The sequence below is a fragment of the Butyrivibrio sp. AE3006 genome, assembly GCF_000424165.1.
In the GTDB taxonomy this organism is placed as follows: domain Bacteria; phylum Bacillota; class Clostridia; order Lachnospirales; family Lachnospiraceae; genus Butyrivibrio.
The window spans coordinates 54,141-80,672 of sequence record NZ_AUJJ01000001.1 but is presented as its reverse complement, the minus strand read 5'-3'; the positions used below and the strand labels follow the sequence as shown (position 1 = coordinate 80,672).

The window sequence follows — 26,532 nt, the reverse complement described above, 5'->3', positions numbered from 1 at the left end:
CTCGTATATGAAAAGACTATTTTACGATATTTTTACAAATGTTTTATTTTTCCATAATGATTGAAAAATTAATATTCTCTAAAATCGATATGGTCATACCTTGCGAAAACAGTGGATATGATATAATCCCATCTTTGACAGTCTAAATGCGAGGAACCGCAGTAATTATGCGGAAACCTCGCATTATTTTTTGGTAAAAGTGTAGCTATATATTATTACTTTTTCTTGGATTCACGGATAACTTTCTTCATGCTCAGGTCAGTCAGAATCTCATAGTCTGTGCGGAATCCAGCGGTCTCATGAAGCGCATCTGTCAGGTCTGTTCTTGTGTATGATGGGATATATCCACGTTTTTCTCCGGGGCGGTACATGTTCATATCCCTGAGGGTGTGGACTATATCTTCGCAGGTATACTGTTCGCTCAGTTTTTTTTCAAGCAGTCTGTATATGAAGAGTGATATAAAGCAGGTCAGGAAATGCGCTTTTATCCTGTCTTCCCGTTGAAGGTAAACGGGTCTTGCCTTGAACTCGGTTTTCATTATCCGGAAGCATTCTTCTATTTCCCAGCGTTTCTTATTGATGTGTATCACTTCAGCAACATTCATGTCATCAAGATTGGTACAAACTGCGTAGAATCCATCATATTTTTCTTCTTCAGCTATGACGTCTGTCTTGAGATATGGAACTTCTTTTGTACATGCCTCGCCATCTTCAGTCATGATTTCCTTTCCGATAAATCTGTGTGGATCATTCTGATTCTTGGGACGCTGTTTATATTTTCCGCTGTTGATAATAGCTGTTGCCCTGTCTATTTGCCCCTGCCTGATCTTACGCTGATAGATTTTGTATTTGGGAGAGTAGGAGACTATAAGGTGCTGCTCTAGAGGCTTTGCTCCCTGCCTTATTTTTCTTCCTGAAAGATCTTCTTTTATCCATCTGTCTTTGTAGAAAATCTTATCGTAGAACTCAGACTCATCAATCTCTTCGATGTTGTAAATAGTAGCGTCTCCAATGATGTGCCAACCGGAAGGGTCAAGAGCAAACTCTTTGAGGTGTTCCGGAAGCTGCTTGACAGACTGTGTTGTAATAAAGCTTCTCAGGCGCTCACCGTTGATGGATTTGTCATTGAATTTTCGATTGCTTTTGGAGGACAGTCCAGCATCTGTGCAAACAATGATCTGATCAAGTCCATAGTCCTTAAGAATCTTCTTTTCAAGAGGCTTTAGAGTAGGTTGCTCATTCTTATTTCCAGGATATATGTCAAATGCAAGAGGAATTCCATCATAATCCATAAACAGTCCCATTCCGACGATTGGCAGTGGCTGATGCTGCTTGGATTTGCCATATTTCCTTAAATCGTCTGCTTCTTCAAGCTCAAAGAAATAGTTTGTGCAGTCGTAATACAGCACGTCACTTCTGCGTTCTAATACTTTCTGGCTGTTCTTGTAGAGCTCAGCCTGTATAAAGTCGTTCTCCTCGGCGAGGATGGAAAGAGCACGGTAAATATCATGAAGTTCAAATGATGGCTGTTCAATGAATGATGCTGCAAGCTTGTTGGATGACAGCTTTGATGACGGGAAGATCACTCTTGTGTATACAAGTTTGGAAAGTATGTCGTTTAGGTCATACTCAAAAAGGTGACGAGAAGATATCTTACTGCAAATCTTATCAAGGCCCAGGCTGTAGTAGATGTCCTGGAGGAAGAGATATCCGCAGTTGAATGTTTTCTGCTCGTTCTTTTTGATGAGTTTGGAAGGTGCATAGCTGAGGATTATTTCCTTCTGTTCTTCATACTCCCTGCGGTTGAGTTCATTTACGTATTCCTGTGCCCAGGCGTAAGGATCCTGCCCTTTGGCTTTTGCCTTTACTTCATCAAGGTTGCCAAGCTTTTCTACGGTAACAGTTGTGACAGAGCCGTTTGACTTTCGGATAGTTTTCTGAACATAGAATGATGCAGAGTTTTTGGATTTACTTACTGTTAGTTTCATACTGATATCCTCCAACCCTTATTATACCATATATAGCTACATATAGCCACATATAAAGTGATAAAATTTGACAAAAAAATAAGACTGAAATATCAGTCTTTATGCGGGATTGAGGGGTATGATGAACTAAGATTTATGAGGCTAGACTGTCAAACTTCCGAGATAAAGAATAGTTTCTTCATATCCGGAATCCCCCTTCGTGTACCCACAATTATATCATCAGCTCGTATATGAAAAGACTATTTTACGATATTTTTACAAATGTTTTATTTTTCCATAATGATTGAAAAATTAATATTCTCTAAAATCGATATGGTCATACCTTGCGAAAACAGTGGATATGATATAATTATTGTGATTAACTGTGAGGAAGGGTTGGAAGTAGCATGTTTACCTACATCAAACCGGAATTCATGATACATACCTTTACGCAGCAGCGGGACAATGTACTGAATGAACGCAGTCTTTGTGTTGCCCGCTTAGGTGACTATGCCATTCAGATGGCAAAAGTCGACGATTCTACCTTTTCTTTAAGCCTTGAGAATGCTTCCGAAGGCGCAACCTACGCAGGAAAAGTCATAAATATAAATAACACAAACGAAGAGTCCATAGCTCTTATCGTCGATGACCTGTTCAGACGTATGCAGGCCATCAATGAAAAAGAGATTTTTGATATGCGCGAAAATATCTGGAAATGGTATGCCCTCAGCTGGCTTGAAGAGCAGGATATATCACTTGAGGATTATCTGGACAGCAGAATGGGACATTCCTATGAGGAGATGCCTCACTGGAAAAGCTTTGAAGAATATATGGCGGAGGACTATCTGAGCATCGCATCCACCATGAACATTATAAACAAGTATGCTCAGACTCCTGAAGAAAGCGAGAAGTATCGCACCTTTGCAGCCAAAGATATAGTCGAGGTGCGCCAGCGCCATTCTCTGGATATCATCCAGAAGGAATTCGCAGCAAAGGCAGATGGCTATGAGAAAAAGAAGACTTACGGTTTTGGTATAGAAATTGTTGCAGATTCCAGAAATGAAGCAAGGGAAAAGCTTGAGGCATTACTTAAAGATACTCCTGTTGGAGAATTTATCATAAGAGGTTAAAAGTACCCTGTTTTAAGCCGAAAAACATTTATATAAGTTTTTCGCAAGTTAAACTTCAAGGGGGATTTAGATATGAACAGACCTTTAGTCAGCATAAATTCGATGATCAAATATGCCATAGCTGCATTCTTTTTATCCATGATCATTTTTTTATTCCCAATTAGCGCAAAGGCTACAACCTTAGAGCCTGTAGATGGAAATGACAATTCAGTTCAGGTCACGGTAGGTACGGACGCAGACGGTAATACCACTGTTTCTTACAACAATCATGTTTTTACAAGAAAATATAATGGTTGGTATGTTCCCGCAGCATATATTTACGATGGAACAGACCTTGCTGTTTATCTTGATGCCAAGGTTGCTTTTACAAGACGAACAAGCACAAGGCATGACGGCTTTTTATTCGTAAAAATGTCAGGGGGCTGGTACCGTCATGAGCTTCATATAAACGACGGCCGTGCTCTTGCAGATGTATTCAACGAGGCGGCAGGTATCACCAGTACTTATAATCCCTACGGTAATCCTGTTCTCTACGATCTGCCTATTCCCAGTGGTCAGCCAGAAGCCACTCCTTAAGATAATGTTTTGAGACTATATAAAAGGCTCCCCTATTCACTATTGAATAAGGGAGTCTTAATTATTTGTTATAGATTTCCAGCTTCTTAAATTCATCCAAGGCAACAGGCATTGCGTAATAATAGCCTTGATAATCATCCACAGGATAATCAAGGATGCGCTCTGCTGTGTCCTCGTTACCGATACCCGTCGCGCACACACTCATATTCATGTTGACCGCAAAACCGGTGATTGCTTCAGCCATGTGTCTGCTAAGAGGGTTCTTGGTAATATTCTCTGTGATCTCCTGCCCCAACTTAATGATATTAAGAGGCAGAGACGTTGCAAGATCCAATGTCGTAAAGTCGCTTACATCAAGAGCTATTCTGATTCCGCAGGACTTAAGGAAAATGACCTGGCTCTTTAAATAGTCAAAGTTAATATCCCTTGTCACATTTGAAAGCTCAATACACAGAGCTGTTCCGGGGAATCTGTTGCTCCTTAGAAGCTCTACTATGGTAGTTCTGAAATCGCTTCGCTCTAGCTGCATATAGGCCAGATTAATGCTGAGATAAAAATCCGGATGATCCTTTAATATCTCAAGTCCGTCCTTCATGGCTCTGTCGAGAACCCATGTGCCAAGAGCATAGAAGGATTCATCCTGCTCAAGCCATGGGATGAATTCACTTGGAGAAACATCGCCGTAGGGCTGCATGTTCCATCTAAGGAGAACCTCAGCTCCCGTAAGCCTTCCATCCTTTTTGGCAATTATAGGCTGATAGTTCAGATAAAAGCCCTTGCAGTGATCAAGAACCGACTCTCTAACAGCTGCCACAAGTTCAATGGTGCTCTTATTGTTATCAAGCTCGTTATTATGGAAAATAATCAGATTTCCATGTTTTCTTCTCTTGGAATAATCAAGGGCGTACTTGGCACTTGTGTAAACCGCGTGTACATCAACTCCCGGTTCATCAGCCACAATAACGCCGCCTCCAAGCTCTGCAGAAACGCTGCTGGTTCCTACCTTGATGCTCTGCCTTACATACTGGCGCATTCTCTGATAGAGAAGCTTTATCTCTTCAAGAGTCATCTTGGTGGTACATACTCCGAGAATAGTACCGTCTCCTCTGTAAACATGCCCCTTTTCTCCAACCTCGGACTGGAGATATTCAGCCATGGATTTCAGCATTCTGTTTCCGAACATGTAGCCGTAAAGCCTGTTAATATCACCAAAATCAATTACATTTACAACAAGCAGAATGTATTTTTCCTGGAGAGTCTCAAGCCTGTGCATGTAGTTCAGCATCTCGTAGTGATTGGACAATCCGCTGATAGGATCTGTGGTATCAACGATACCTTTATTTATAAGAGAGCAGGCATAGAAAGCTGCTTTACCCGAATAATCCTTGATGACAACACCCTTGCAGGAGCAGGCAACATATTCGCCGTTCTTATTGCGGGCACGATATTCGAAGCTTGGATTAACCCTGTTTCCTGAAAAAGCCACCGCCAGATGTTCTCTGTAGGTCTCCCTGTCCTCGGGATGAACGTGCACTTCCCAGACCTGATCTGCCTTGTACACAAACTCTCCCGGCAATCCGAAATACTTTACGGCATTCTCAGACCACCTGGCCATGTTTTTCTCAATATCATACACATAAGAATATCTGCTCTTAGATGTAACCGCAAAAGTGTCATAGATTTTGCTTATAGTATCATAAGGCCCCTGTTTTTCCGCCATAAAGACGCATCCTCCACAAACGATGATAAACGTAAATAATTATGTTATACTGATAAAAATTATAGTTTTTTCTTCAGACTCTATCAACTGTTTTTGCATTTTGATATCCGCATTGCAGATGATGAGCCGAATTAAAAAAACAAAACGGATTTTGGGAGGTTATAATGGCAAAAATTTCTAACGAAGCACAGAATCAGGCTTCTATTCTCGCAAAAGGAGATCTTCAATACAAAGAATACGGAAGGCTTCTGTTTTTCGGAATTCCGTGGCCCTTCAAGCACTATGAGCTTTACAACAATGAGCTGACTATAGTTTCTGGATTCCTTAGCATCACTGAGGATGACTGCTTCATGTACAGAATAAGTGACGTGGAATTAAAAAGATCTTTCCTTCAGAGATTGTTTGGTCTTTCAACCATAACCTGCTTCACTTCTGATGTTACCGACAAGACCATTGTCATGAAAAATATTAAGCACGGCCGCGAGATCAAGGATTTCATCAATCAGGAATCTGAGCGCGCCCGTCTTCGCAGACGCACCGTTAACATGCAGGATATCGGTTTTGCTGCAGAGGACGGATCACTTGATGCAGATGATCTTAACGACTGATGGAACGACAGAACTTAATGTAGTAGCTTAACCATTTTGGTTCTTTACTAAAACTAAAAATCCCGCAGGTACTATGCAGAACACATTGATTTGTGTTACTTAGTATCTGCGGGATATTTTTAATCTTATTTCGCGAACGAAATCTTTTTAATTTTAGGATGCGTGATGCTTTTTCTTTACTTCGTACATTCTTGAATCACTTTCTGACAGGCACCTTTCCACATCGGATTCCTTGGTAAGAACTGACTGATACCAGCCAATTGATACCTCCAGATCGAACTTTACGGATTCATCCTTACTTTTTTCTTCGATATGCTTCTCCAGTTTAGCTGCCATCTTCTTGGGCTTCATCTCAGAGCATGGATAAACAAGAAGGAATTCATCTCCGCCCATTCTGGAACAATGACCATTCTCCGGACAATATTTCTTGATGACATCTGCGATCATGATAATGGCTTCGTCGCCGGTTTCATGACCATAAGCATCATTTATCTTCTTTAGTCCGTCCAAATCAATAGTCATAAATACCAGCTCCTGGCCGGTCTTTATCCACTCATCGATGTTTTTATTCATCCACACATCAAAGCTTCGTCTGTTGCTCATATCAGTCATGAAGTCAGTCATACTCTTCTGCTGTGTCTGGGCAAGGAGACACCTTAGCTCTGATGCAATATAGAGCTTATTGAATGCAAGTGACAGCTTCAATATCCAGTCAAAATAATACTGATCTACTGTATCACTGAGGCTTTCAAATTCCGATACAACAAAACCAAAGCATCTGGTGCTGTCATGGAGCAGTGAAAAATACAGCGTTCTTGGCTTGTCATCATCGAAGGCTTCAAAGGTTAAGAGGTTATTTTTATTAAATACCTTGGTGTTAAAGTTTATTCTCTTTCCGTCTCTGTAGCCAAAGACAGGCTCAACCTCATCTGTGATATCTTCTTCAAATATGCGTCCATTGTTGGCATTCTTATGTCCTGAGAGGCATATAAAAAGGGATTTATGATCTACCACAAGATTGATGTGCTTTTGTATGGTATCAAGAAGCTCCTCAATAGAGTTGCTGCTATCAAGATCTATCTGCAGCATGGTCTGGTTATGAGGCTGTCCCAAAAGGTGACTTACTCTCTCATAGTATTGATTGAGCTGCTGCTGATGGGTTTCAATTACTTCTTCACCATTGCATCCGCAGCTCTCTCTGTACATGATCTTGGCAGGAACAGAATTAGGTGTCTTAACATAGACCTTTCTGATAAGCTTGTCGGCAAGATCAATGGTACACTCTGCCATTCCTTCAATATCAACGCTGACTGTTGTCAGGGTAGGATGATATTCAATAGCCTCAGAAATATCATCAACACCTGTAACCTTCAGGTCTTCGGGTATGCGAAGGCCATGGTCAATAGCAACTGTACAAAGTGCTCTTGCCATGTAATCGTTAGCACATATTACTGCATCGGGAATGTGTTCGGGATCTGAAAAGAAGTACTGGAACGCTTCTTCGCCCTTGAAACGCCACATATCTGCATGGAAAATAGAATTCTCGTAGATGGGAAGTCCCTTTTCCTTCATTGCAAGCTTATATTTTTCAAGTCTCTCATTACTGTCGTAATGGGCAGGGTAACCCGCCATGAACATGATATTTTTGCAATTATGACAATCAGCAAGATGATTGACCACATTTACTATGGCATCATTTGCATTACTTAAGATGCTGAGAAAATCTTTATATTTTTCTCTGAAGCTGATAACGGGGCAGGTGGCTCTGCTTCGTATCTCATCCTCAAGCATCTGTCTGATCTCCGGTCTGTCGAAGGTATCATACGCTATAATCACCGCATCGAGACTCTCGATGGGCGCGAATTTAATAACCTTCTCATTCATCTTATTGAAATCACTCTCATCATCAATGACCTCAAATGCAATGAAAAAGAGAAGATTATAATCCTTTTTTCTCGCCGTATTGGCAAGAGCACGGCAAAATCTCTTCTGAAATCTTACCTCGGAACAGTTAAAAAATACGCCAATGTTCTTTTTCCCATTTAAAAGAATATTGTCCATGGCATTCACCTCTATGATAAATACTGTTCGTAGATTGCGACCTGATCATAGATACATCTCCAGGAGCTCCAGGCATTAGCTGAAACACAGATATAGTGTCCGCCTGAATTGGAGATTGAATAGCTGGCTGCGCAGCAACCTGACTGGTTAACGAAACCGGTCTTGGCGCAGAGCACTTCTCCGTTGGTCTCCTTATCCTCGATTCTTCTAAGGAACCAGTTGGAAATTGTAATTCCTTCCGGATGCTGCTCTGTAGCTGTGGTGGTATATGTGTGCGCAGAGAGTATCTCTCTTGCAAGATCATTCTCAACTGCTGCCTTAAGGATCATAGCCATATCCGTAAGGGTGCAGTAGTGATTCTCGTCATAGATTCCGACGCAGTTGGTAAAATGCGCTGTATCTGCCAGGCCAAGCTCAGCAAGCTTATCGTTCATCATATCAACGAAGGCTTCATGTGAGCCTGCAACATAGGTTGCCAGTGCAATTCCTGCATCAGCTCCTGAAGGAAGAATTGTTCCATACATAAGATCCCTTACGGTAACAACTTCATCCACATCAAAGCCCACGATACTGCAATCATTTGAAAAAGAATAATCAGTGATATCCCTTGTGATAGTAAAGGTATCATCAAGATCTGTCACATGCTCTGCTGCCACAAGAATGGTCATGATCTTTGTCATTGAAGCAGGCGAAATTGTGGCATCCGCTGCCTTTTTGGCAATGACCTCTCCCTTGTCCACATCAATAAGAATTGCATTCTCACTGACAACCTCTTCACTTACGATATTTGAAACAGAACCGCTGGTCGTAACTTCATAGCCCTTGCAGAAGCTTGCAACCTCCGGAGAAAGCTCCGGCTCCTCTTCAGGTTCTTCTTCCTCTGCAACAGGTTCCTCTACAGGCTCCTCCGGAACCAGGTCCACTTCCGGTATCTCTTCCTTGATGGAAACCACCTCAGGACTTTCACTTGTTTTTTTGCTGATAAGCTTGTAGGCCACAACGCCTACCGTAACCACAAACAGAACTGCCAGTATTCCGAAAAGAACAAATAACCCCTTATTTCTCTTTTTGCGCGGCTTTCTCCTTATATAGTAGCTGCTGTCTAAATTTCTATATCCATTCTTACCCAAAATCAAATTACCTTGTCGAAAGGAATATCTCCTCTCTTATCGCATCCGCATCATCCGGATACGCCTTCCTGTATTTTTCCATTAAAGTTTTTGCCTGTGCAAAATTGCCGGCATACTCATAAGCTGTTATCTCATTGAGCATAAGTGACTGATGATATTCACTGTTCCCCAGTGAAAGTCCTGCCTCAAATGAGCTGACAGCATTATCGTAATCCCCCATTTTCACCTGACATAAACCAAGCTGATTGTATATGTCGGGATGATTGGGATCCTCTGCCAGAAAAGTCTTATAAACGCTGATGGCATAGTTATAGTCGCCCTGCTTTTCCCCTGTTTGACCAAGCAGAACCACAATAGGTGCCTTCTGCGCATCTCTCTCATTCCTAGCAAGCTCCAAATAACTCTGAGCATCCGCATTATTCCCAAGATAATACGAAATCTGTCCCTTTTCATAATTGGTCATGTTGGGATCAACATTATTCAGACATGATTCCAGAATCGCGGCGCCTTCATCCTCGTAACCGTTGGCAGAAAGTGCCTTGTAAATCATGATCCTGAGATCGTAATCCTTGGGTGAAATTGTTATTGCTTTATTAAAATCTATCGTTGCACCATCATGATCCTGGCTGTAAAGCTTAGCAACCCCGCGCATGTAATAGGCGTCTTTTTCCTTCTTACGAAGTCCTAAAATTGCGTCATATACCTGTATAGCCTCGGCATATTTCCCCTGCTTGATATAGGTATCCGCAAGATAGTAGTTCGTATCGAAATCCATATCTCTGGCAATTCCATCTGTTGATGCCAGAGATTTAAGAAACTCGGTGACAGCATTATCGTAATCACCGAGGTTCCTGTACAGGATTCCCTTTGCCCTGCTAAGGAGATGTACATCCTCTTCAGCCTTCTCCGCAGCTTCAAGACTCTCCCTGGCCTCATCATATTCAAGGTTCTGAATATGCAAAAGCGCAGAGTCAACATTACCATGCTTAAGTGCCGGACCGCATCCGCAAAGCATGGCTAAACCTGCGGTGAGCATAATGGTCTTTGCCATTTTCCTGTATAACATTTACTTAGTCCTCGCCAAGATATGCTATTACCTCTACTTCACACAATACGTCCTTGGGAAGCTGCTTAACTGCAACACAGCTTCTTGCAGGCTTGCCTGTGAAATATTTCTCATATACTGCATTGAAAGCACCAAAATCTGCCATCTCAGCAAGGAAGCAGCTTGTCTTTACTACGTGCTCGTAGTCTGTACCTGCTGCCTTTAAAATCTCCCCAATATTCTTGCAAACAAGATCAGCCTGAGCTGTAACATCATCTCCTTCAATCTCACCTGTTGCGGGATTGATTGGAATCTGTCCTGAAGCATAAAGGAAATTATCTGCCTTTATAGCCTGTGAATAGGGTCCGATTGCTGCGGGTGCCTTGTCTGTAACGATTTTCTGCATTTTTCATACCTCCGTTAAAAAATTATGTATTCTCTTTTTGTTTTTCAGAATCGAATGCTGCTGTAACATAGAATCCCCTGGCATTCTCCTCCACATTAAGAACCACGCCCTGTCTCATGGACATTCTCTCCCTGAAGGGGAAATTCCCTGACATTGCAAGGGATGGATCAATGGTGTAATACACGTTACTGGGAAGCTCTCCCTCCGTCACCGTGATCTCATCGCCCTCCTTCAAAAGTCCCGGGCGTTCCATCTTAAAAACCATTTCTCTAACCATTTTACTATCTACTCCATAGCCACATTATCTGCAATTACATAAGCATGGTTTTTCAAATAATCATACCATAATGCGTAAGATTTTGCTTTCAAATGTACGTTATCAAATGAAAGATCCTGAGTCAGTGCCCCGTTCTCATCATCAGTGGCTTCATTCATATCAATATAAAAAATGTGCTGATTGTCCGCTAGCTGCGCAATTACCTGGTTGCGCTCATTTATGCGGTCATTCTTAAATACCTTGTCTTTATTACTCTTCGCAGCGGTTACATGCATTATGCCCTGAATATATATCTGCGCATCGGGTTGCAGCTCTCTTATTCTGTTAACTACGTTCCCGTATGCTTCTCCGAAGGATTCAGGAGTTCCGCCGCCAAGCTCGTTAAGACCGAGCATAATATATATTTTACCAAATTTCTTCTGCTCTAGCGCCTGTGCAATTGTAATTTTTTCAGAATTATCTTCAAGTTTTACAAAGGACTTTTTCTCAAAATCATAAATAGTGAGAGAAATCTTGGCATAGAAGGTGGATCTGTCCATGAGCTCCTGACAATACTCCGAAAGTCCAACTGTTCTGGAATCGCCAATAAAGAGCGCATCGCAGAAATAATCATCATCCACGGATGCAATCTGATATACCGGGGGCTCAGGTTCTGCTTCTTCTACAGGCTGTTCTGCAGGTTCTTCAGTAACTGCATCCTCTGCAGGTGCCTCCTGGCTCTCTGCCGGCTGCTCGCCCTCTGCCTGAGTCTCAGTAGCTTCAGGATTCTCACCCTCTGCGGGATTCTGCTGCTCTCCGATGGCTTCCTCTGAAGGCTGTTCCTCTACAGATTGCTCTTCTGTCAGCTGTTCTGCATTCTCAGTCTGCTGCGCATCTGCTTCAGCTACATCAGTCTGCTCAGAACCATCTGATATCTGCTGATCAGATCCATCAGCGGTCACTACATCCTCATTCTGAGCTTCGCTCTCAGGGTTCTGTGACTGCTGCCCATTGCCAGTACCCATCACATTATTTGCAAGAGCCACAAGATAAGGCTGATTGCCGTCAAAGAGACTACGAAGTGTCAGCGACATTACAGGGGCTGCCTGTGGATCATATTCAATTTCTCCGTACTGAGTATCTTTTCCCAATATTGAATCAGCAGTTGTCAGTATGTAAAACAACAACACCAATATAGTAAGCAGATACTTTGAGAGTTTTTTCAAAATACACTACCTCAAAAATTAAAATACAAGAACGGATTGCCCGCCTTAGTAGATGAAATACATGCACACACAACAAAGAGTACAAATACCAATATTTTTATAACAGGGCTTTTCCTGTTCTCCTTAACAAATTCAAAAAACAGCGGAACAAGAAGTACAAGTCCTGCAATCATAAACATGCCATATCTATCCGTGAACTTAGCAAAGTCTCCGGGATTCACTGCAACTCCGACTCCGAAAAAGGGGAAAAGTCGTCCGAAATAGTTGGCGATATCCGTGAATGAATTAAGCGCAAATACCACCCAGGTAAGGGGTATGAGCACAAGCACGTTGATTCTTCCAATTACTGCCATTAGTCCCTTGCTCTTAGATAAAACAAACTTCTCTGCAAGTATCATCAAAAGAAGGGATCCGCTCCAGATAAAGAAGTTCGGTGTGATGCCGTGCCATATTCCGGTTAACAGCCATACAATAAACAGATTTAAAACTGTACGCTTAGTTCCCTTTTTACTTCCACCAAAGGGGATGTACACATAATCCTTGAACCAGGAGCCCAGGGTCATATGCCATCTTCTATAAAAATCACTGACACTTCCTGCAATGTAAGGGTGATTAAAATTCTGTACAAAAGGAAATCCAAGAGCTACGCCGACACCAGCAGCCATAAGGGAATATCCCCAAAAATCAAAATACAGATTCAGGGAATAGCACACTGCTCCAAGCCATGCCAGTGGTGTGGAAATACTCTCATAGCCTATGGTTCCGATTTCATTCCACATCATAGCCATATAATCGGCTATAAGAATTTTCATTCCAAAGCCAAGAGAAAACCAAAACAATCCGCTCTCTATTCTGCAAAGATACATGGGAAGCCTATCCCTAAAAAGTAGAAACATCTCCTTCTTACCGGATATGGCTTCATTTTTCTCATAGTAGTCATAGCGCATGATGGGACCTGAGATAACCTGGGGGAATAACGAAAAATAAGCCAGTGCTGAAAAGAACGCCGGCCTTTTTTTAATTAATCCCTTATAGCAGTCAACCTGATATGAGATCATTTTGAATGTGAAGAAGCTGATACCAAGCGGAAGTGCGCTAACACGGCCAAGTTGCACAAGCAGCTTAAATGCCATTAGAACTCCCGCATCCAGCAGAACTGACAGATATAAGAACTTCTTATTTTTAGAAAGACATTGCAGAGACAACAAATAATTCACAACTATTGCAGCTGCAAATATCCCTAAACTCCTGATATCTCCAATTGCATAAAACACCAGGGAGCCCACCGACAGGACAATACTCCTGAAGCGGTAAGGCACAGCATAATACACAATCAGAAATATCGGTAAAAATCTAAATATAAATGATAAATCCGAAAAATTGATCATATTCGCGTTAATCTGTAGCATTGTTTATCTCAGCCAACTTCGTTTCTGCTGATGATGCGCTTCTGGTATCCTCAAAGTTATTGATTACCTGGTCGTAAATGACCTTAGCATTGTCTGTATCTCCGCTCTCATAATAAGAGTTGCCGAGATTGTACAGCGCATCAACGTTGGTGTTATCGTACTGGAATGCCTTGATCAGTGCAGGAATCGCAGTTTCATAATCACCGTTCCTGTATGCATCATAGCCCACAGCATAGCTTCGCTGTGAAAGATCAGCTCCCACAAATGTCATAAGACCATTGTAGAGGTCCATGAACTGCGTAGATGCTTCATCACCAAGATTGTCGATATCCACATCCTTAAGCTGCTCTTCAATTCCTTCGATATTGGTCTGATCAGCAAGATACAGTGAAGCTGCCTCCATAAGATTATTACCTACTGAAGCAGGTGTATCTGCGCCCTGATATGAGCTTATCTCGTTTTGAAGCTCATCAATCTGGGCCTGAAGTGTACCTATCTGCTGCTCATACTCACCCATTTTGGCTGATTTTGAATCAGACTCTTCACTTATTTCTGAGATCTGAGTCTTGTAATTGGCATTCATTTTCTGTATTCTTGCGGGCAAAATAAGGAAATTAGCTGCTGCTACTCCAAGAACAACTCCCAAAACTATTCCCCATATTGATCCGCTCTTAGTAAAGACATTCTGTCTAACAGGCTGAATGATGGTCTCATTGTCTCTGGTATATCTGACAATATCATTGCCTGACTTCTTATTCTCTTCCTGGGCCTTAAGATCCTGGGGAAGCATCATGCTCTCAGCTTCCTTGAGATAGCGGGCTGCCATTACGTTGCCTGTATCGAGCTTAAGACTCTTCTCCGCCTCTGTTTTGGCCTTGGCATAACTGCCGTTGTTCAGATAAAGAAGCGCTAAAAGAAGATGGGCCCTGATAAAACCGGGGTTCATCGAAAGTACTTTTTTAAGCTGAATAACTGCCATATCCAGGCTGTCCTGGTGGCAATAGTTCAGTGCTATATTGTATTTTTTTATTGTCTGATTGAAAACTTCGAGTCTTGAAGGATCATTACGGACCATGTCCATGTAGTCATCTGCTGAGTTGTCCTCGCTCTTAAGGTTCTTACTGATAACCCATTCACTAAGGGCAGCAACGACTTCACCGGTCTCATAATAGACCAGTCCTAAAAGGTTTCTGGCCTGAATGTTACTCTTATTGAGTTTTAGACTTTGATGCAGGGATTCGATGGCCCCTGACATATTACGCACTTCTGCTCTCTCTAATCCCTCATTATAATAGCGGTTGGAAAGAGCGATTATGCGCTTATATACCTTTACTCCCGCGCCGCAGTTAGGACAATACTCGCGGCTTGTGAGCTCTGCTCCACATTTATAGCATTTCATAATAAGAAGAAAGCCCCTTTTCTATTAAATCATGAACGACTGCGCATCTGACGATTTGTTTCCTCTGCCTTGGCATCCTTCAGAAGGCTGACAATGACATCTGCCATGTCGTCCAAATCCTGGTTATAGATGATCTCCTCAGCATCCTCTATCTCCAGACTGGGCCTGAACTTCTTAAGTTCATTTTCAAAATTGATCATTTTTCAAAGCTCCCTCATACCTTTTACATCTGATAAAACTAATTAATTGCCGGGCAAAATGCCAAGGGTCTCTCTGACCTGCCCAACAAGATATAAAGATCCGGCAGCAAAAACAACATCGCCGGCTCCCCTGTCCGTAAGAATATCCATAAGTGCATCCTTTACACCATCATAATATGAAAAACGAATATTCTTTGCATCCTCAAATCTGGATGTCTCGGACGCAATCGCAGCACGAAGCTGTGATTCTGAGGCTGTTCTGGCAGTATCAAGAACTGCAATATATACTCTGTCGAACAACCTGCTCTCAAGTATTTTCCTGATCATAAGATGGTACTGCTTGTCTGATACGGCACCGAAAAGTAAATATCTGTACCTGTTGCAGGGTACTTCCTTAGCACTTTCAAGGAAAGCATCCATTCCATCTACATTGTGGGCACCATCAACATATATTCCGGGAAGAATAAGCTCCATTCTTCCACCCCATTTGGCCTTTTTCAAGCCAAAACGAATATCATCTTCGGAAATCTTTATTCCAAGATCCCTCAATGCCCGAGTACACATTATCGATATTGCAGCATTTTCTGTCTGAAATTTCGCAATAGTTTGCAGTCTGAGACCGCAATAATTATCATACTGAGATTCATAGGAAAAATCAATGCAAATATTACCTGATTCATCGGGCGTAGGCACAATATCATAGAGAAACTTTGGCTCAACACGATAAACCTTAGCTCCCATTTCCTGTGCTCTTTTTTCTATTACCTCTGTACTGTTCTCTCTTTTATTAAGGAAAACAAGAGGAACTTTATTTCGTATAATTCCTGCCTTTTCAGCGGCAATCTCCGAAATTGTATTTCCAAGATACTGCATGTGGTCCATGCCTATCTCAGTTATCACATCAAGTATAGGCTCATGTATGCTGTTGGTAGCATCCAGCCTTCCGCCAAGTCCTGTCTCGAGCACCAGAAAATCCACAGAGTGCTCGCTATAAAGCTCCATAGCCATAAAGAACAGGAACTCGAAATATGTAGGGAAGTATTCTCCCGTTTTATACCCTTTTATGCTCGTAAGGAGCTTAGCAAATATATCACAGAAAGTATTATCCTCAATGGGCTTTCCGTTAATGCAAAAGCGCTCCGTAAGCTTTACAAGATGCGGTGAAGTAAACATTCCCACGGAAAAGCCTGCCTGCCTCAGAATCTCTGAGAGATAATTGCAAACAGAACCTTTTCCGTTAGTACCTGCCACATGAATGATCTTCATATTCAGGTCAGGGCTTCCCATGTATTCAAGGAATTCCCTGGTCTCTTCTACAGAATGTTTCTCGGTAAATGCAGGTATCAGTTCGATAAACTGCTCGCACTCATAAAAGCGGGGTTTCTCTCCGGCATCTAAAAGACTCATTATGTCTTCGATGCGGTTTGTAAGCTCGTCTTTCATTACCACACCTGTTATTACTTCTTAAGCTGAGCCAGTCTCTCCTGCACCTGTGCATAAGTCTGCTCGTACTTCTGCTGCTTAGCCTTTTCTTCCTCAATCTTCTCAGCGGGAGCCTTGGAAAGGAACTTCTCGTTAGTGAGCATGTTCTGTGATCTCTTAAGCTCACCTTCAAGCTTCTTCATCTCCTTCTCAAGACGCTCGATCTCAGCTGAAATATCAACAAGATCTGAGAAAGGAATGTAAATAGTAGCATCTGCAAGAACTACTGAAACTGCATCTTCAGGAATACCTGTCTTGTCATTCTGACATACTGACTCGGATGCGCTTCCCAGTGTCTCAAAGAAAAGCTTACCTGTACGGAAGATATCAAGAGCTTCCTCATTATCTGAAACTACAAATACCTGTGCTTTTCTTGAAGGAGCAACATTCATCTGTGTGCGGACATTACGGATACCTCTTACGGCCTCTTTAATGGTCTCAATTGCCTTCTCATCGGAAGCATAGTTCCACTCTTCCTTATACTCAGGCCAGTTGGAGATCATGATTGACTCCTCCTCGTCCTGAAGTGTGCAGAAGATTTCTTCTGTAACGAATGGCATATAAGGATGAAGAAGCTTAAGGCTGTTAATAAGCACTGTCTGAAGTGTCCAGAGTGCTGCCTCGTGTGACTTCTTATCGTCAGAATTGTAGAGACGGGGCTTAACCATCTCGATGTACCAGTCGCAGAACTCTTCCCAGATGAAGTCATAAACCTTCTGTACTGCGATACCAAGCTCGAACTTATCCATGTTCTCTGTTACTTCACGGATAGTGTTGTTAAGTCTTGAAAGGATCCAGTGATCTACAGGCTCAAGACCTTCAGGCATGGGCTGGTGAATTGCGCTCTTAGCATCCTCACCCATGTTCATCATGATAAATCTGGATGCGTTCCAAACCTTATTTGCAAAGTTACGGCTGTTCTCTACTCTTTCATTATAGAAACGCATGTCGTTACCGGGTGCATTACCTGTAACGATTGTAAGTCTGAGAGCATCAGCACCGTAATTCTCAATAACTTCAAGCGGATCAATTCCGTTACCGAGAGACTTACTCATCTTTCTACCCTGAGAGTCTCTGATAAGACCGTGGAAAAGAACTGTCTTGAAAGGATATGTTCCCATCTGCTCGTAGCTTGAGAAGATCATTCTGATTACCCAGAAGAAGATAATGTCATAACCTGTTACAAGTACGTCTGTAGGGAAGAAATATTTAAGTTCTTTGGTGTCATGAGGCCATCCAAGAGTCTCAAAAGGCCAAAGAGCTGATGAAAACCATGTATCAAGTGTATCGGGATCCTGAGTGAAATGCTCATGTCCGCACTTAGGGCAAACCTTGGGTGCTTCCTTGGCAACAACTGTCTCACCGCACTTATCGCAGTAGTATGCGGGGATTCTGTGTCCCCACCAGAGCTGTCTTGAAATACACCAGTCACGGATATTGTCAGTCCAGTTGAAGTATGTCTTCTCCATTCTGGAAGGAATAAGCTTGATTGTGCCATCCTTAACAGCATTGGATGCAGGCTTAATTAGCTCGTCCATCTTAACGAACCACTGTGCCTTGATCATAGGCTCAACTGTTGTATGGCAACGGTCATGTGTACCTACATTATGAGAATAGTCCTCGATCTTAACAAGAAGGCCCATCTCGTCAAGTTCCTTAACGATGGCTTCTCTTGCAGCATAGCGATCCATTCCCTCGAACTTGCCACCGTTTGCATTGATGGTAGCGTCATCATTAAGGATGTTGATCTCCTCAAGGTTATGTCTCTTACCAACCTCAAAGTCGTTAGGGTCATGACCGGGAGTGATCTTAACTACACCGGTACCAAATTCCATATCTACATAATTATCTTCAACGATAGGAAGCTCTCTGTTTACTATAGGAAGAAGAACCTTCTTACCCTTGAAGCTCTTATATCTGTCATCATCAGGATTAACAGCAACAGCTGTATCACCAAGCATGGTCTCGGGACGGGTTGTGGCAAACTCAATGAACTCTGTCTTTGAAACAGTACCATCCTCGTCGATAACAGGATACTTGATGTGCCATAAGTGACCTGCCTGCTCCTCATACTCAACTTCGGCATCAGAAATAGAAGTCTTACATACAGGGCACCAGTTTACGATTCTGCTTCCCTTATATATGTAGCCTTTCTCATGCATCTTACAGAAAACTTCTGTAACAGCCTCATTACAGCCCTCATCCATTGTGAAGCGCTCTCTGTCCCAGTCGCAGGAAGATCCAAGCTTCTTAAGCTGTGAAATGATGGTTCCGCCGTATTCCTTTTTCCACTCCCAGGCACGCTCAAGGAATTTCTCTCTTCCAAGATCTCTCTTATCAATACCTTCTTCCTTAAGAGTGTCGATGATCTTAACCTCTGTAGCAATAGAAGCATGATCAGTTCCGGGCATCCAAAGTGCATTGTAGCCCTGCATTCTCTTATAGCGGATAAGGATATCCTGCAATGTGTTATCAAAGGCATGGCCCATGTGAAGCTTGCCGGTGATATTCGGCGGCGGAATGACTATTGTAAAAGGCTTCTTAGTCTCATCCACCTCAGCGTGGAAGTACTTATTATCCTCCCACTTCTTATATAATCTGTCCTCAATCCCTTTGGGGTCGTACGTCTTTGCGAGTTCTTTTCTCATAATTCGATAACCTCTTTAATATGCGTTTAGATATTCTGTTCAATAATATTAAAATAAGAAATCTTTGTCAATGTAACAGCGATTTCCTTAATAAAAATATGCTCTTTTACGAGAACTATTTCATGTGGTGACACGCGTGTCATAGCACAAGATAGGTTTACATAGTTGTATTGACTAAATTAGTACTATCTCACTTTTATGAACTCAATATTCATAATATCGTAAACCAGAGTATTAAGCCATTTTATGGGGCTCTCGGAATATCAGTTTCCATTTAATCCCCAATTTCCACAGAGTTATCCACATGTACACGAGTGTCATTTTTTATGGTCACATACCACCTGTTGTATTAAAAACCGTAAATTTGGATAAATTATATATACAATTGATACAATTCATTGGTTTACATAATTTATATCTCATATATCATTATGTAAACCAACCTATGTTTTTGAGTGTATAAATGGCTGTTTTTTATGATAGTAAACTAGTTTAGATTGTCATCCAGACCGCTCCAGAGCGCATTTACGGTGTTTTTGACCGTACTGGTCGATACGAGCTTTATATCCTTCCACTCTCTGGGGAAAAAATCGGCGTAAGCTCTCTGAACAAACCTTTCATCAAGAAGTGCCACTATTCCAGTGTCATTCTCTGTCCTTATAACTCTGCCTGCCGCCTGAAGTACCTTGTTCATTCCGGGATACCTGTAGGCATAATCAAAGCCATCCTCGCCATCTGATTCAAAAAACTCTTTTATGATCTCTCGTTCGTTGCAAACCTGTGGAATTCCGGTTCCGACTATTATGACTCCGATAAGGCTGTCTTCCTTAAGATCAATGCCCTCACTGAATATGCCGCCCATAACACAAAAGCCAAGGATACTTTTTGACTCCTCCACTTCAACTTCCATATTTATGATACTTCCAAAATCTATGTCATTACCCGGGGTGAATCTGGACAGGAACTCCTCTCTGTCTTCCTCAGTCATCATCTCATTCTGAACAAGGATCTCCTGAGTGTCTTCATCGAAAAATTCCTTCTCATATATGATTCCCACATCATCCATAAAAATCCTGGAAGGAAAGAATATCAGATAATTACCGTTCTTCTCTGTTGTAATATCGTGTATATATTTAGCGATTTTACGATACTCGTATTCACTTCTTCTGGTATATTTACTGGTGACGTCGGTTGCAATGATGCGTCCGCATTTTTCCGGGTCAAAAACCGAATGAGCGTAAATCTCATAGTCTTCCTTTGTGCCCCCAAGAAGCTTTTTGTAATACTGAATCGGAAGAAGTGTTGCCGAAAAGAGTATTGTGGATTTCGCTCTTGCCATGCAAAGCTTCAGGTTCTCTGAAGGGTCAACACACAAAAGCTTTATTTTAAAGCTCTCATCTTCATATTCTGCGTAAATCACATACTTGTCGTCTAACAGTTCATAAATAGTCTCAAAAGTGAGAATATCAAAATAAAAATCAAGAATATCGTCTCTATATTGTCCTTCTGCGTGATCCTCTAGCCATTTGGAAATGATCTTACTCATATTTCCAATCTTCTGCATTAGTGGAGAGATATCCACAAGCACTTCGCAGTAATCGGTAAGAGCCATGATCTTCTGCATCTCGGTCTCGCAGGATTTGATGAGTCCGGCAATCTTTGGATGTGCCTGCTCAATAAGAAGCCTTGTATTATTAAGTGTTTCGAACCACAACTCTGCGCTGTACATGTCTCTGCCTCTGTCCAGCAGATTGTGTGCCTCATCGATAAGGAAGATATTGTCCCCCTTTATCCCATCTGAGAAAAAGCGCTTCAGATATACAAAGGGGTCAAAAGCGTAATTGTAATCGCAGATCACTGCATCCGCAAAAAGGCTCATATCAAGAGACAGTTCGAAGGGGCAGACATTATATTTTGCCGCATATTCCATGATCACATCTCTGTTAAAATCATCCTCGGAAGTCAGAAGATCGTAGATGCAGTCATTTATTCTGTCAAAATGCCCTTCTGCGCAGTGACAGGCCACCGGATTACAATCGCTCTTATCCAGTACACAAATCTTATCCTTTGCAGTCAATGTCACGGTTTTAAATTCAAGTGACTCTTGATTTCTTAGTACATCAAAGGTATTTTCTGCAACTGTCCTTGTAATAGTCTTGGCAGTAAGATAAAAAATCCTCTCTGCCTTATGCTCACCCACAGCCTTAATTGCAGGGAACACAGTGCTTATGGTCTTACCAGTTCCTGTGGGTGCCTCCAAAAACAGCTTCCTGCCGTGATAAATAGTCCTGTAAACACCTGCTGCCAGATCCTTTTGGCCCTCTCTGTACTCAAAAGGAAACTGCATTCGATGGATGGATTCTATTTTCTTATCCTCCCAGGTAGCCATGAAGTCAGCCCACCTGTGATATGCTTCCAAAAGATCATCAAACCAGGCTGTGATCTCCTCTGCAGTAAAGTCATAGGTAAAGCGCTTTATCTCCTCTGTATCAATATTACAGTAGGTAATCTGGACACTTATCTCTTTAAGATCATTATCTCTTAGGTAAATTGCTGCATAGCACTTAGCCTGTGCGATATGAACCTCGTCGGGAGTCTTTATTTTCTTTAAATCTCTGTAGGTACCCTTAATTTCGTCCACAAGAACAGGGCTGTCGGCCTTCCTTAGTATTCCGTCAGCTCTGCCATCGATTTTTAAAATATAATTTTCTCTTGTTATGGAATAGGTCAGAGGAACCTCTGCCTCATAATCTCCACCCTGACTTTTCTGTATCATCCTGTGGATACGCCCGCCTTCCTGCATGGCGGTATCAGGTGCATGATGAATTCTGTTGTCTATATTACCGGTTCTTAGAAGGAACTCCACAAGTCCCCTGACCGAAATCTTAATCTCTTTCATAAAATTGTATAAAAAAACTCCCTGTAGAATATAATACCACAGGGAGATGTCCTAAATCATAATATGATATACGAATTGCTCCGTTTCTTCGAAACTCTCGCAATTCTATATCATTATATATATTAGCAAGCTACTGAATGCTCAGCAAGGTAGTTCTCAAAATCTTCGTTAAAACCACGATAGCTTACCTTAAGGGGCTGTCTGAAATCCAGTCCGAAAACTCCTAAAATTGATTTTGCATCTACAGTGAATCGATTGTAAGAAATGTCCACATCAAAATCGCACTTAGTAGCTGCGCTTACAAAATCCTTAACCTGATTGGGACTAAGCTTGATTAATTTACTCATTGCCGTATTCTCTCCTAACTGTTACGAAAACGATTTAGCTGATTTGCAACTGTTAGAATTATACGTCATATTTTTGAATTAATCTTTGAGAAATTCTTAGGGTTTTCTTAAGAAATTCTTAAGATTAAATGGCAATGATTATTTTTTTAGCTTCTTCCAAACATAGGGCAAAACGCCGGCATTATACCAGTGAAAGCTTATCTCTTACCTCGTTCTCATTGGCCATAACCTTGATCATGTTCATAGCCTTATGAACTGCAGGAATGCTGATAAGAACCAGTGTCATGATACCTTCAGCGCCAATGTATATACCGTTGTATCCAAGTGAATATACAAAGGGATGCATACCTTCAGGAGCATACTGACCAAAGAAGATCACACCGGAAAGAACGCTGAAGACAAGTCTTCCAAAAATACCTGCGATGTATCCAAGAACCATGCCGTGCTTTTTGTTATTGAAAAATCCTGAAACACCAAGGGCACCAAAAGCAAGGATGTAATCACACAGAAGCTGCGGTATGCTTACGATGTAGGGTCCTAAGATAAGCTGAAGGATTCCGTATGCAAGAGCTGCTGTAAGACCTGCTCTTACTCCGTAAAGATATCCTACAAATGTTATAAAGAACATTGAAAACAGTGTAACTGAACCGCCCATAGGCAGGTTGAAAAATTTGATCATTGATGTGATCGTTGCAAGTGTTACACACATTGATGCAAACACCAGCTGTTTTGCGGAAAAGTGATTTTTCTGATCTTTTCCTGTGAAGAAGCATGTGGCAATAAGTGCAAGGATAAGAAGGGCTACCAGTAAGCCATAGCCCGATGATGTAAGTTCGTAGGTATCCTCAACCTGTTTTAAAAATATTGACATAACAAAACCTCCCTTTTGATATAGCAAAGGGAGGTCTGACAACTCATTTAAGATACACGCCTATTGTCTGCGTGTCTGTATCCTGAATCGCTTCCTTACGCCGGTATTATCCGGTTCAAGTAATGAGGGTCGATGTAAAACATCTTCTCAGCATAGCTCCCCTAGCAAATATCGCTTTTTATTTTTTTCGAATCTAATTAAAAGCCATTTAGCCTTAATTGTCAATACAAGTTTCTAAAAAGTACTCAATTTTCTTAGAGGATTTGGATACCATTCTTTGTAGCTTCTTCTACTTCCTCATCCGGCCAAAGTGAACACTGAACTTCACCGATATGAGCTTTTCTCAGGAAGAACAGGCAAAGTCTTGACTGTCCGATACCACCACCGATGGTGTAAGGAAGCTCCTTGTTGATGATTGCCTTCTGGAAAGGAAGCTCTGCTCTCTCTGTGCAGCCTGCCTTCTCAAGCTGAGACTTTATGGAATCCTCATCTACTCTGATACCCATTGATGACAGCTCAAGCGCAATATCAAGAACAGGATAATAAACAAGAATATCGCCATTTAATGCCCAGTCATCATAGTCAGGCGCACGTCCGTCATGCTTCTTTCCTGATGCAAGAAGATCACCTATCTGCATGATGAAAACAGCACCCTTTTCTTTGGTTATAAGATATTCACGCTCTTTTGCGGATTTATCCGGATACATGTCTTCAAGCTCCTGAGATGTGATGAAGAAAATGTCATGCGGAAGAATCTCCTCTATGTAATCGTACTGAATTGACATGTATTTCTCTGTCTTACGAAGCACTTTGTAGATAGTGCGAACGGTGTCCTTAAGGAAATCAAGATTGCGGTCTTCCTTGCTTATAGCCTTCTCCCAGTCCCACTGATCCACGAAAACTGAGTGAATGTTATCAGGGATTTCGTCACGTCTGATAGCGTTCATATCGGTATAAAGGCCTTCGCCTACCTTAAAGCCGTACTTCTTAAGCGCAAATCTCTTCCATTTAGCAAGAGAATGGACGATTTCGGCTTCACGCTCATTTTCATTTCTGATATCAAAAGCTACAGGACGCTCAACGCCGTTAAGATTATCATTAAGACCTGACTCCGGTGCCACGAAAAGCGGTGCTGTAACACGCAAAAGGTTCAGGTTCTCAGAAAGTGTATTCTGAAAGAAATCCTTCACGGTCTTGATGCCTACCTGCGTATCGTGGAGGTTTAATGCTGATTTGTAATCCTTGGGAATTATAAGATTCTCCATTTTGCTCCTCCTCTTTTTTCACATTAAAAATATAGTAATAATTAAAACTCTTTTTTTTGCTTTAGGCAAGTAAAACATCAATGTACAAAAAAGTGGCGCAAAAAAGCCGATGGGGAGCTGTTTTTTCCTCATCGGCTTAGCATGGCATTCAAATATTTTATTTACTTTGAACCATAGATTCCAACAAACCCCACACCGCCTGAAGCCTTGTTCTGACTCCAGGTATCACTGTCAGAATCCACTATCATGTAGGAACCTGTCTGCAAGGTCAGATTACAGGTCACATTCCAATAGGTATTTCTGTAAAGACCTATTGCTTTATATGTGGCTATCTTTTTGCCCCTTTTACCAGTTTCAGGATTGTAGTTGTAAATACTGATGGTGCCGGGCTTTTCGCCATCACCGTCATTGTAATGATAGGTGATGATATTGTGAATATGGATTGCTCCATAGTCATCACAGACATTGAATATGGCCGGATCTGCACCGCCATCAACGCTCTTTCCGTTAAAATTGGATAGGTAGCTGGCAGGAAGAACCATTACCTTAGTTGTTATCTTCTTTGTGCCTGCTTTGGCGGTAAGCGTGGCAGTTCCAACTCCAACTGCGTAAACAACATTTTTAGCGGCATCAACCTTCAGTATTTTCGCCTTTGATGATGTCCACTTTGGGTTTTTAAGGCTGCATTTTAGCTCATAGGCTGCCCCAAGATAAATCTGATAGGGCTTTTTTGTCTTTTTCAAGGTAAGGACAGCTGCCTGTTTTTTCTTGGAAAATGCCACTTTAGACGCAGCACTTGCAGGCACTGTAGTGTTTAAAAAGAATACAAAGACAAGTAAAACCGTAAGAAAAACTGTAAGAAGACTTCTTTTTCTTCCCCTCATAAAACCCACTCCTTTCAGAAACCATTCTTCAGGTACATTTAGTGAATTTCAAAATGACTCTCACATATATATTTATCGGCTTATTACATTAAAAAGATAAGTAATATACGAAAAAATATGATAAAAAACTGCCGGTGAGGAAGTACCTCACCGGCAGTTTTCTAATCTTATATTCTTTTATTAGTTAATCACTTGTGTAGTATATCCAGGTAAATCCTGCTCCATCAGTATCAGTGTTCTGGCTCCAGGTCTTGGGATTGGAATCCTCTACTACATAATAGCCTTTACTTAGCTTCTTAAGGCATGTAGCGTTCCAATACGTATTACCAAAAAGTCCGTTTGCCTTTACCGTGAATACTTTCTTTCCGCGTTTCTGGGTGTCTTTATTGTATTTATATATACTGATAGTTCCGGGTTTCTTTCCCTTACCACCATTATAATGATAAGTAATTATACTCTGAATACTGAAGTTTTCACTACCAACGGTAAGATATACAGGTGTTCCGCCGCCACTAACAGCCGCAGTATTACTTATAGTCATACCTTTAAGAGCCTGAACCTCAACTTTGCGGGATATCTTCTTGCCACCCTTCTTGGCTGTAACGGTCGCTGTTCCTACACCAACTGCATATAAAGTATTTTTTGCTGCATCAACGCGTATTACGTCTTTATTTGAAGTTGACCATTTAGGATTATTCAGGTTGCAATTAAGTTTATATGCATCTCCTAAATATATTTTGATTTTTGCTTTTCCGGCTACAAATTTAATTGATGCAGTTTTCTTTGCTGATGCCATAGTAAAGATACTTGCCGCATTTGCAGGTGCTGCTGAATTTGTAAAAATAGCAAATACAAGTAAAGTAGCCAGCAAGATATTGATTAGACGTCTCTTTCTTCCCTTCATAAGACCACTCCTTTCAACCACATAAGCTGTCACGATCCGTAACACTTTTCTTACAATGACACCGCTTTAAAGTCTTTGTAAGAATAGATGTTATATTCA

22 protein-coding genes and 1 riboswitch are annotated in these 26,532 nt (G+C 41.6%); of the genes, 3 read left to right on the top strand and 19 right to left on the bottom strand.

Annotation, left to right across the window (positions count from 1 at the left end):
* Nucleotides 1-215: 215 nt before the first annotated feature.
* The gene (locus tag G603_RS0100310; RefSeq protein ID WP_026668945.1) at nt 216-1,988 is read right to left on the bottom strand and encodes an IS1634 family transposase; all 1,773 of its coding nucleotides are present in this window, start codon (nt 1,986-1,988) and stop codon (nt 216-218) included.
* A 386-nt stretch (nt 1,989-2,374) separates the two neighbouring features.
* Here G603_RS0100310 and G603_RS0100305 point away from each other — a divergent pair, with 386 nt between their 5' ends.
* Together G603_RS0100305 and G603_RS0100300 are read left to right on the top strand one after the other, a co-directional pair.
* The gene (locus G603_RS0100305; protein ID WP_026668944.1) at nt 2,375-3,097 is read left to right on the top strand and encodes a hypothetical protein; all 723 of its coding nucleotides are present in this window, start codon (nt 2,375-2,377) and stop codon (nt 3,095-3,097) included.
* Nucleotides 3,098-3,169: 72 nt separating this feature from the next.
* Entirely contained in the window at nt 3,170-3,673 is a 504-nt protein-coding gene (locus tag G603_RS0100300; protein ID WP_026525618.1) for a hypothetical protein, read from the top strand.
* A gap of 61 nt (nt 3,674-3,734) precedes the next feature.
* On the opposite strand, the gene G603_RS0100295 is transcribed toward G603_RS0100300, so the two are convergent.
* A complete protein-coding gene (locus G603_RS0100295) occupies nt 3,735-5,393 on the bottom strand; it encodes a sensor domain-containing phosphodiesterase (RefSeq protein WP_026525619.1) in 1,659 nt (552 codons plus the stop codon).
* A 164-nt stretch (nt 5,394-5,557) separates the two neighbouring features.
* Here G603_RS0100295 and G603_RS18655 point away from each other — a divergent pair, with 164 nt between their 5' ends.
* Nucleotides 5,558-6,001, top strand: coding sequence for a PH domain-containing protein (locus G603_RS18655; protein ID WP_035791506.1), 444 nt, complete (start codon nt 5,558-5,560; stop codon nt 5,999-6,001).
* Nucleotides 6,002-6,154: 153 nt separating this feature from the next.
* Here the strand turns inward: G603_RS18655 and G603_RS0100285 are convergent, their stop codons facing one another.
* The 17 genes from G603_RS0100285 to G603_RS0100205 form a co-directional block, all read right to left on the bottom strand.
* Nucleotides 6,155-8,062 (bottom strand): substrate-binding and GGDEF domain-containing protein, encoded by a 1,908-nt coding sequence (locus G603_RS0100285; protein ID WP_026668943.1) that lies wholly within the window; start codon nt 8,060-8,062, stop codon nt 6,155-6,157.
* An 11-nt stretch (nt 8,063-8,073) separates the two neighbouring features.
* Nucleotides 8,074-9,192 (bottom strand): D-alanyl-D-alanine carboxypeptidase family protein, encoded by a 1,119-nt coding sequence (locus G603_RS0100280; protein WP_051207290.1) that lies wholly within the window; start codon nt 9,190-9,192, stop codon nt 8,074-8,076.
* 7 nt (nt 9,193-9,199) lie between these two features.
* Nucleotides 9,200-10,258: a tetratricopeptide repeat protein gene (locus G603_RS0100275; protein ID WP_026668941.1), complete on the bottom strand. Its 1,059-nt coding sequence runs from the start codon at nt 10,256-10,258 to the stop codon at nt 9,200-9,202.
* A gap of 4 nt (nt 10,259-10,262) precedes the next feature.
* Nucleotides 10,263-10,643, bottom strand: a complete 381-nt coding sequence (locus G603_RS0100270) for a RidA family protein (RefSeq protein WP_026668940.1) — start codon at nt 10,641-10,643, stop codon at nt 10,263-10,265.
* Between the two features lie 22 nt (nt 10,644-10,665).
* A complete protein-coding gene (locus tag G603_RS0100265; protein WP_026525624.1) occupies nt 10,666-10,920 on the bottom strand; it encodes a hypothetical protein in 255 nt (84 codons plus the stop codon).
* Between the two features lie 8 nt (nt 10,921-10,928).
* Entirely contained in the window at nt 10,929-12,125 is a 1,197-nt protein-coding gene (locus G603_RS21130; RefSeq protein WP_051207289.1) for a GDSL-type esterase/lipase family protein, read from the bottom strand.
* 11 nt (nt 12,126-12,136) lie between these two features.
* Complete coding sequence (locus tag G603_RS0100255) at nt 12,137-13,258, bottom strand: MBOAT family O-acyltransferase (protein ID WP_051207288.1); 1,122 nt, start codon at nt 13,256-13,258, stop codon at nt 12,137-12,139.
* A gap of 262 nt (nt 13,259-13,520) precedes the next feature.
* Entirely contained in the window at nt 13,521-14,933 is a 1,413-nt protein-coding gene (locus tag G603_RS0100250) for a tetratricopeptide repeat protein (RefSeq protein ID WP_026668938.1), read from the bottom strand.
* A gap of 29 nt (nt 14,934-14,962) precedes the next feature.
* The gene (locus G603_RS22550; RefSeq protein ID WP_035791503.1) at nt 14,963-15,133 is read right to left on the bottom strand and encodes a hypothetical protein; all 171 of its coding nucleotides are present in this window, start codon (nt 15,131-15,133) and stop codon (nt 14,963-14,965) included.
* A gap of 42 nt (nt 15,134-15,175) precedes the next feature.
* Nucleotides 15,176-16,576: a bifunctional folylpolyglutamate synthase/dihydrofolate synthase gene (locus tag G603_RS0100240; protein WP_051207286.1), complete on the bottom strand. Its 1,401-nt coding sequence runs from the start codon at nt 16,574-16,576 to the stop codon at nt 15,176-15,178.
* A 14-nt stretch (nt 16,577-16,590) separates the two neighbouring features.
* Nucleotides 16,591-19,263 carry a valine--tRNA ligase gene (locus G603_RS0100235; RefSeq protein WP_026525628.1) on the bottom strand — a complete coding sequence of 891 codons (2,673 nt, stop codon included), beginning with the start codon at nt 19,261-19,263 and terminating at the stop codon, nt 16,591-16,593.
* Nucleotides 19,264-19,750: 487 nt separating this feature from the next.
* Nucleotides 19,751-22,162, bottom strand: a complete 2,412-nt coding sequence (locus G603_RS0100230; RefSeq protein ID WP_026668936.1) for an ATP-dependent DNA helicase — start codon at nt 22,160-22,162, stop codon at nt 19,751-19,753.
* Nucleotides 22,163-22,284: 122 nt separating this feature from the next.
* Nucleotides 22,285-22,509 (bottom strand): HPr family phosphocarrier protein, encoded by a 225-nt coding sequence (locus G603_RS0100225; protein WP_026668935.1) that lies wholly within the window; start codon nt 22,507-22,509, stop codon nt 22,285-22,287.
* Nucleotides 22,510-22,690: 181 nt separating this feature from the next.
* A complete protein-coding gene (gene thiT / locus G603_RS0100220; protein ID WP_026668934.1) occupies nt 22,691-23,380 on the bottom strand; it encodes an energy-coupled thiamine transporter ThiT in 690 nt (229 codons plus the stop codon).
* A 75-nt stretch (nt 23,381-23,455) separates the two neighbouring features.
* Nucleotides 23,456-23,553: riboswitch (TPP riboswitch) on the bottom strand.
* A gap of 81 nt (nt 23,554-23,634) precedes the next feature.
* On the bottom strand, nt 23,635-24,645 hold the full coding sequence (asnA, locus tag G603_RS0100215; RefSeq protein WP_026668933.1) for an aspartate--ammonia ligase: 1,011 nt from the start codon (nt 24,643-24,645) through the stop codon (nt 23,635-23,637).
* 161 nt (nt 24,646-24,806) lie between these two features.
* Entirely contained in the window at nt 24,807-25,529 is a 723-nt protein-coding gene (locus tag G603_RS0100210; protein ID WP_026668932.1) for a hypothetical protein, read from the bottom strand.
* A gap of 184 nt (nt 25,530-25,713) precedes the next feature.
* On the bottom strand, nt 25,714-26,433 hold the full coding sequence (locus G603_RS0100205) for a hypothetical protein (RefSeq protein ID WP_026668931.1): 720 nt from the start codon (nt 26,431-26,433) through the stop codon (nt 25,714-25,716).
* Nucleotides 26,434-26,532 lie beyond the last annotated feature (99 nt).